At 74.3% G+C, this 7,227-nt stretch carries 5 protein-coding genes and 3 pseudogenes; 4 read left to right on the plus strand and 4 right to left on the minus strand.

Annotation, left to right across the window (positions count from 1 at the left end):
• Positions 1 to 1,637: pseudogene (locus tag MHW47_RS29800) on the minus strand (hypothetical protein); the annotation flags it as partial.
• Between the two features lie 135 nt (positions 1,638 to 1,772).
• Positions 1,773 to 2,201 (minus strand): methylmalonyl-CoA epimerase, encoded by a 429-nt coding sequence (gene mce, locus MHW47_RS29805; RefSeq protein ID WP_239226919.1) that lies wholly within the window; start codon positions 2,199 to 2,201, stop codon positions 1,773 to 1,775.
• A 138-nt stretch (positions 2,202 to 2,339) separates the two neighbouring features.
• Between mce and MHW47_RS29810 the strand changes: the two genes are divergently transcribed.
• Both MHW47_RS29810 and meaB read left to right on the plus strand, forming a co-directional pair.
• The gene (locus tag MHW47_RS29810) at positions 2,340 to 3,542 is read left to right on the plus strand and encodes an acetyl-CoA C-acetyltransferase (protein ID WP_239226921.1); all 1,203 of its coding nucleotides are present in this window, start codon (positions 2,340 to 2,342) and stop codon (positions 3,540 to 3,542) included.
• Positions 3,543 to 3,588: 46 nt separating this feature from the next.
• The gene (meaB, locus tag MHW47_RS29815; protein ID WP_239226923.1) at positions 3,589 to 4,548 is read left to right on the plus strand and encodes a methylmalonyl Co-A mutase-associated GTPase MeaB; all 960 of its coding nucleotides are present in this window, start codon (positions 3,589 to 3,591) and stop codon (positions 4,546 to 4,548) included.
• A gap of 112 nt (positions 4,549 to 4,660) precedes the next feature.
• Here meaB and MHW47_RS29820 read toward each other — a convergent pair whose 3' ends face one another.
• The gene (locus MHW47_RS29820) at positions 4,661 to 5,212 is read right to left on the minus strand and encodes a PepSY domain-containing protein (protein WP_239226933.1); all 552 of its coding nucleotides are present in this window, start codon (positions 5,210 to 5,212) and stop codon (positions 4,661 to 4,663) included.
• 119 nt (positions 5,213 to 5,331) lie between these two features.
• Here MHW47_RS29820 and MHW47_RS29825 point away from each other — a divergent pair, with 119 nt between their 5' ends.
• Both MHW47_RS29825 and MHW47_RS29830 read left to right on the plus strand, forming a co-directional pair.
• Positions 5,332 to 5,991, plus strand: coding sequence for a response regulator transcription factor (locus MHW47_RS29825; protein ID WP_239226934.1), 660 nt, complete (start codon positions 5,332 to 5,334; stop codon positions 5,989 to 5,991).
• Positions 5,988 to 7,106, plus strand: a pseudogene (locus MHW47_RS29830) (histidine kinase dimerization/phospho-acceptor domain-containing protein); the annotation flags it as partial. The gene MHW47_RS29825 and the pseudogene MHW47_RS29830, both read left to right, overlap by 4 nt.
• 38 nt (positions 7,107 to 7,144) lie before the next feature.
• Here MHW47_RS29830 and MHW47_RS36015 read toward each other — a convergent pair.
• Positions 7,145 to 7,225, minus strand: a pseudogene (locus MHW47_RS36015) (hypothetical protein); the annotation flags it as partial.
• Positions 7,226 to 7,227: the final 2 nt, after the last annotated feature.

The following is a 7,227-nucleotide window of genomic DNA, read 5'->3' on the forward strand; positions in this document are numbered from 1 at the left end:
GCCTCGGCCTGCTCCTCCGCCTCCGTGCGCAGCTGTTCCGCCTCGGCGCGGGCCCGCTCCAGCGCCTCCTCGGCCTGCTTGCGCAGCGCCGCGGCACGCTCGGCGGCCTCGCCCCGGACCCGCTCGCTCTCGGTGGCCGCCGCGCCGCGCAGCTCCTCCGCGTCGGCCTTGGCCTTCGCGAGCAGCTCCTCGGCGGTCTTCGCGCCCTCCTCGATCTGCTGGAGCGCCTCCCGGCGCGCCTCGCCCCGGATGCGCTCGCCCTCGGCGACCGCCTCGGCACGCAGCTGCTCGGCCTCGCCGCGCAGCCGGCGCGCCTCCTCCTGCAGCTCGACCGTCCGGGCCCGGTACTCCTTGGTGTCGTCCTTGGCCGCGCCCTTGAGCTGGTCGGCCTGCTCGGCGGCCTCGCCGCGCAGCCGGTCCGCCTCGGCCTCCGCCTCGCGCCGGATGCGCTCGGCCTCCTCGGCCGCCGCCCGGGTCGCCGTCTTCGCGTCCTCGGAGGCCTTGGTCAGGATCTCCTCGGCGGACCGGGCCGCCTTCGCGAGCTGGGCCGCCGCGTCCTCGGCGGCGGCGGTGCGCGCGGCCTCGGCCGCCTCCGAGCGCAGCCGCTCGGCCTCGGCGCGGGCGTCCGCGAGCGCCTGCTCGGCCTCCGCCTTGAGGGTCTCGGCCTCCTTGGTGGCCTCGCCGACCAGCCGGGCGATCTCCGACTTGGCGGTACGGGTGCGCTGCTCGTTCTGCGACTCGGCACCGGCCAGCCGCTTGGCCGCCGCCTCCTTGGCCTCGGCGAGGACCTTCTCGGCCTCCAGCCGGGCCTCGCGCAGCTGGGTCTCCGCCTCCTGCATGCGCTGCTCGGCGGCCCGGTTCAGCTCGGTCGTCCGCTGCCGGGCCTGCTCGGTCTCCGAGGTCGTCGTCAGCCGCAGCTGCTCCGCGTGGCTGGTGGCCTCCTGCGCCTGGGTCGCGGCCACACCGAGCATCCGCTCGGCGTCCTTGCGGGCCCGCATCAGGATCGACTCCGCCTCGGCGCGGGCCGACTCCGCCTCGGAGCCGATCCGCTGACGCGTCTCCTCGGCCAGCCGGGCGGCCTCCGCGCGGGCGGCGGTCAGCGCCTGCTCGGCCTCGGCGCGGGACTCCTCCAGGAGCCGGCGGGCCTGCGACTCGGTCCTGGCCCGCAACTGCTCGGCCCAGGCGACGTTCTCGTTGACGTGCGACTCGACGGTCTGGCGGCGCTCCGCCAGCTCCTGGTCGAGCTGCTGCCTGCGCTGCACGGCCTCGTTGTGCAGCTCGGCCTGGAGCCGGGCCTGGTGCTCCGCGTGCTCCTGGAGGATGCGCTGCGTCTGCGCACGGGCCTCGCGCAGCTCGCGTTCGGCGTCGCTGCGCAGCTGCTCGGCCTGGATCTGGGCGTTGCGGAGCATCTGCTCCGCCTGGTAGCCGATGTCCGCGCTGTCGTAGGCGGGACGCATCGCCAGACTGCGCCGCGCCTCGTGCAGCTTGGCGCGCAGGACTTCGACCTGGTAGCCGAGGTCCTCTGCGTGCTGGACGGCCTTCTCCCGGTCGGTCCTGAGCCGCTCCATCTCGGCCTCGAACCGCGAGAGGTGGTCGTCTTCAGCTCGGTGGCTCTCCTGGCGTTCGTAGCCCCGCACTGCGCGGTCCCATCCTTCCCCGAGCTCTCAACACGTTCGGGGAATGGTGACAGATCATCGGCTGGGGACGCGGCGCGCCCCCGACCCGGCCCCGGCCCGGAAGGGCCCACTCTACCGGGCCCGGTAGGGCTCGGGTCAGTGCTCCTTCTTCGCCGTGACGAGTTCGGTCAGGACCCCGTGGCAGTCCTTGGGGTGGAGGAAGGTGATCCGCGACCCCATCGACCCCGTCCTGGGCTCGTCGTACAGCACCCGGACGCCCTTGCCGCCGATGTCCGCGGCGTCCGCGTCCACGTCGGCCGTGCCGAACGCGATGTGGTGCACGCCCTCCCCGTTCTTCGCGAGCCACTTGCCCACGGCGGAGTCCTCGCGGGTGGGTTCGAGGAGCTGGAGGTACGAGGCGCCGCCGTCGGACGTATCGTTGATCTTGAGCATGGCCTCCCGCACTCCCTGCTCCTCGTTGACCTCGGAGTGGTACACCTCGAAGCCGTACGTCGAGCGGTAGAACTCGACGGTTCGGTCGAGGTCGAAACAGGCGATCCCGATGTGGTCGATTCGCGTCAGCATGGTTCCAGTGCAGCGCGCTCCCGATGGTTACGCAACGTGCGCGCGATCACACCCGTGGGCGGATGACGGGGCGGGTACCGCTCAGTACATTCAGGTAAACCCTCGTTCACACCCATCTACTCCAAGGGGCTGTGCCTCATGTCAGGAACGACCGGTACCACTTCCGTGATCGTCGCGGGCGCCCGGACACCGATGGGCCGCCTCCTCGGCTCCCTGAAGAGTTTCTCGGCGGCCGACCTCGGCGGCTTCGCCATCAAGGCCGCCCTGGACCGGGCCGGCATCGGCGGCGACCAGGTCGACTACGTGATCATGGGCCAGGTCCTCCAGGCCGGCGCGGGCCAGATCCCGGCCCGCCAGGCGGCGGTCAAGGCCGGCATCCCGATGAACGTCCCCGCGCTCACCGTCAACAAGGTGTGCCTCTCCGGGCTCGACGCCATCGCCCTGGCCGACCAGCTCATCCGCGCCGGCGAGTTCGAGATCGTGGTGGCCGGCGGCCAGGAGTCCATGACCAACGCCCCGCACCTGCTCCCCAAGTCCCGCGAGGGCCACAAGTACGGCGCGATCGAGATGCTCGACTCCATGGCGTACGACGGTCTGACCGACGCCTACGAGAACATCCCGATGGGCGAGTCCACCGAGAAGCACAACGCCCGCCTCGGGCTCGACCGCGCCGCCCAGGACGAGATCGGCGCCCAGTCCCACCAGCGCGCCGCCGCCGCCCAGAAGAACGGACTGTTCGAGGCCGAGATCACCCCGGTCGAGATCCCGCAGCGCAAGGGCGACCCGGTCCTCTTCGCCAAGGACGAGGGCATCCGCCCCGAGACCACCGTCGAGTCCCTCGGCAAGCTGCGCCCCGCCTTCGCCAAGGACGGCACGATCACCGCGGGCACCGCCTCGCAGATCTCCGACGGTGCCGCCGCGGTCGTCGTCATGAGCAAGGCCAAGGCCGAGGAGCTGGGCCTGGAGTGGATCGCCGAGATCGGTGCCCACGGCAACGTGGCCGGCCCCGACAACTCCCTCCAGTCGCAGCCGTCCAACGCCATCCGCCACGCGCTCCGCAAGGAGGGCATCGGCGTCGAGGACCTCGACCTCATCGAGATCAACGAGGCGTTCGCGGCCGTCGCCGTCCAGTCCATGAAGGACCTCGGCGTCGACTCCGAGAAGGTCAACGTCAACGGCGGCGCCATCGCCCTCGGCCACCCCATCGGCATGTCCGGCGCCCGCCTCGTGCTGCACCTGGCCCTGGAGCTCAAGCGGCGCGGCGGCGGCACCGGCGCGGCGGCCCTGTGCGGCGGCGGCGGCCAGGGCGACGCGCTGATCGTGCGCGTCCCCCGCAAGTAGCACGGCACCCGGTACGAGAGACACGCGGCGACGAGACGGAGCGGTGATGGTGGACGTCCCCACCCTGGTGGAGCAGGCCCGTGCGGGGCGACCCCGGGCGGTGGCCCGGCTCATCTCCCTGGTGGAGGGGGCCTCGCCGCAGCTGCGCGAGGTGATGGCGGCCCTCGCGCCGCTGGCCGGCGGCGCGTACGTCGTCGGCCTGACCGGCTCGCCCGGCGTCGGCAAGTCCACCTCCACGTCGGCGCTCGTCGCCGCGTACCGGCGCCAGGGCAAGCGGGTCGCCGTCCTCGCCGTCGACCCGTCCTCGCCGTTCTCCGGCGGCGCGCTGCTCGGCGACCGGGTCCGGATGTCGGACCACGCCTCCGACCCGGGCGTCTACATCCGCTCCATGGCGACCCGCGGCCACCTCGGCGGCCTCGCCTGGGCGGCCCCGCAGGCCATCCGGGTGCTGGACGCGTCGGGCTTCGACGTGGTCCTGGTGGAGACGGTGGGCGTCGGCCAGTCCGAGGTGGAGATCGCCTCGCAGGCCGACACCTCCGTCGTCCTCCTCGCCCCCGGCATGGGCGACGGCATCCAGGCCGCCAAGGCGGGCATCCTGGAGATCGGCGACGTGTACGTGGTCAACAAGGCCGACCGGGACGGCGCCGACGCCACCGCCCGCGAGCTGAACCACATGCTCGGGCTCGGCGAGGCCCGGGCCCCCGGCGACTGGCGGCCGCCCATCGTCAAGACGGTCGCCGCGCGGGCCGAGGGCGTCGACGAGGTCGTCGAGGCGCTGGAGAAGCACCGGGCGTGGATGGAGGAGCACGGCGTCCTGACCGAACGGCGGACCGCCCGCGCCGCCCGCGAGGTCGAGACGATCGCCGTCACCCGCCTCCGCGAACGCATCGGCACCCTGCACGGCGACCGCCGCCTGGACGCCCTGGCCGCCCGCATCGTGACGGGCCGGCTGGACCCGTACGCGGCGGCGGACGAACTGGTCGCGGGCCTCACCGGCGAGGGCTGACACCGGGGGGCACCGGAGAGCCCGCCGGGACGGCCAGCGAACCGGTCCCGAGGGCCGCCGCGCCCGCCCCCCAGGACCGCCGCGCCCGCGCCCCGTAACGCGCCCGAGGTCGTCAGCCCCGTACCGCGCCCGACTCCGCGTCCACGCGCAGCTCCCGCTCGACGCCCTTCCCGCTCCGCACGTCGACCTCCCAGGACCGGGCCCGATCCGCCCCGTCCTCGTCGTCCAGCTCCACCGACGTCACCGCGCCCGGTGCCGACTTCAGCGCCGCGGCCACCGCCTCCTCCAGCGACACGGCGGTCGCCCGGGGCGCCCGCCGCGCCTCCTCGTCGTCGTCCCGGTCGGCCCGCCGGTCGAGCACCTTTCCGCTGCCCGCGTCCACCGTCACGTCGTGCCACGACCGGTCGGAGCCGTACACGTCCAGCTCCCAGACCACCCGGCCGTCCTCGTCGTCCAGCTCCGCCTCCGTGACCGTGCCGGGGACGGCCTTCACCGCGGCCGCGACCGCGTCGCCGACCGCGACCCGGGCGGCGGCGCTCCGGGCCTCACCGCGGCCGTCGCCGCTCCCGTGAGAATCGCCGTCCGCGAGGGCGGCCGCCGTGGCGGCCCCGCCGCCCGCGAGCACGGCCGCGGTCACGACGCCGATGACGATCTTGCGCTTCATGAGGGTTCCTCCCGGTCGGACGGTCTGACTGGCTTGCCGACCACCCTGCCGGGCCGATGCTGAACGCAGCCTGAAGCCACCTGAAACCCTCTTCAGCTCCGGTCTGGGACGCTGGGCGCATGCGCCTGTTGATCGTGGAGGACGAGAGACGGCTGGCGGTCTCGCTGGCCCGCGGACTCACCGCCGAGGGATTCGCCGCCGACGTCGTCCACGACGGCGCCGAGGGTCTGCACCGGGTGCTGCACGGCTCCTACGACCTGGTGATCCTCGACATCATGCTGCCCGGCATGAACGGCTACCGGGTCTGCGCCGCCCTGCGCGCCGCCGGCCACGACGTGCCCGTGCTCATGCTGACCGCGAAGGACGGCGAGTACGACGAGGCGGAGGGCCTGGACACGGGCGCCGACGACTACCTGACCAAACCGTTCAGCTACGTGGTGCTCGTCGCCCGCGTCCGCGCCCTGCTGCGCCGCCGGGGCGGCTCCGGCTCGCCCGTGGTCACCGCGGGCGCCCTGCGCATGGACACCGCGGCCCGCCGGGTGCACCTCGGCGACGACGAAATCAGCCTCACCGCCAAGGAGTTCGCGGTCCTCGAACAGCTCGCCCTGCGCGCCGGGCAGGTGGTGAGCAAGGCGGAGATCCTGGAGCACGTCTGGGACTTCGCCTACGCGGGCGACCCCAACATCGTCGAGGTCTACGTCAGCACCCTGCGCCGCAAGCTGGGCCCGGCCGCCATCCGCACCGTACGCGGCGCCGGTTACCGGCTGGAGGCGCTGTGAGGTCCGTACGCGCCAGGGCCGCGCTCGGCGCCACCGTCGTCGTCGCCCTCGCGCTGGGCGCCGCCGGGCTCGCCGTCCTGCTCGTCCTGCGCGCCAACCTCACCGACCAGGCGGGCCTCCAGGCCGAGGTGGCCGCCCGCGAGGTCGCCGGGCAACTCGCGCTGGGCGTGCCCTACGACGAGCTGGACACCGGCGACGAGGAGGAGCACCCGGTCCAGGTGACCGACGGGGACGGCCGCGTGGTCGCCGTCTCCAAGGACCTGGAGGCCATCTCCGGCACCGGCACGGACCGGGTCGTCCCGCAACCGCCCCGGCCGGCCCCCGCGCCGGACGACGACGACCGCGACGAGGACGACCGGAGCGCCGCCCCGGACCGGGGCGAGGTCTCCGCGGACGACCCGGACTTCGCCGGCGGCAGCGCCACCGTGGACGGCGAGCGCGCCGACTACCGCTTCGCGTCCGTCGAGGCGACGGACCCGCAGGGACGCACCCTCACCGTGCACGCCGGCGCCCCGCTCGCCGCCGAGCAGCGGGCCGTGCGCAGCGTGCGCTCCGCGATGCTGGCCGGGCTGCCCGTGGTGCTGCTGGTCGTCGCCGGGGTGACGTGGCTGGTGACCCGGCGGGCGCTGCGGCCGGTGGAGGGCATCCGGCGCGAGATGGCGGCGATCACCGCGTCCGAGGACCTGGGCAGGCGGGTGCCGGAGCCGGACTCGCGGGACGAGGTCGCCCGGCTGGCCCGTACGACCAACGAGACGCTGACCGCGCTGGAGGCGTCCGTGGAACGGCAGCGGCGGTTCGTGGCGGACGCCTCGCACGAACTGCGCAGCCCCATCGCCTCGCTGCGCACCCAGCTGGAGGTGGGCGCCGCGCATCCGGAGCTGCTGGACGTGCCGGGGGCGGTCGCCGACACCGTACGGCTCCAGGCGCTCGCCGCCGATCTGCTGCTGCTGGCCCGGCTGGACGCGGGGGAGCGGCCCGGGCTCGCCGGGCTGGACCTGGGGGAGCTGGTCCGGGAGGAGGTCGCCCAGCGCGCCGGGGACCGGGTGCCGGTCGCGGTGGCGGTGCGGGACGGCGGGCTGGAAGTGGCCGCCTCGCGCGGGCAGTTGGCGCGGGTGGCGAGGAGGGAGTGGCCGCCCAGGTCGAAGAAGTCGTCCAGGGCGCCGACCCGGTCGATGTCCAGGACCTCGCGCCAGATGTCGGCGACGAGTTCCTCCGCCTCGGTGCGCGGGGCCAGGT

It is taken from the genome of Streptomyces sp. OfavH-34-F, assembly GCF_022347745.1.
Taxonomy (GTDB): Bacteria; Actinomycetota; Actinomycetes; order Streptomycetales; family Streptomycetaceae; genus Streptomyces.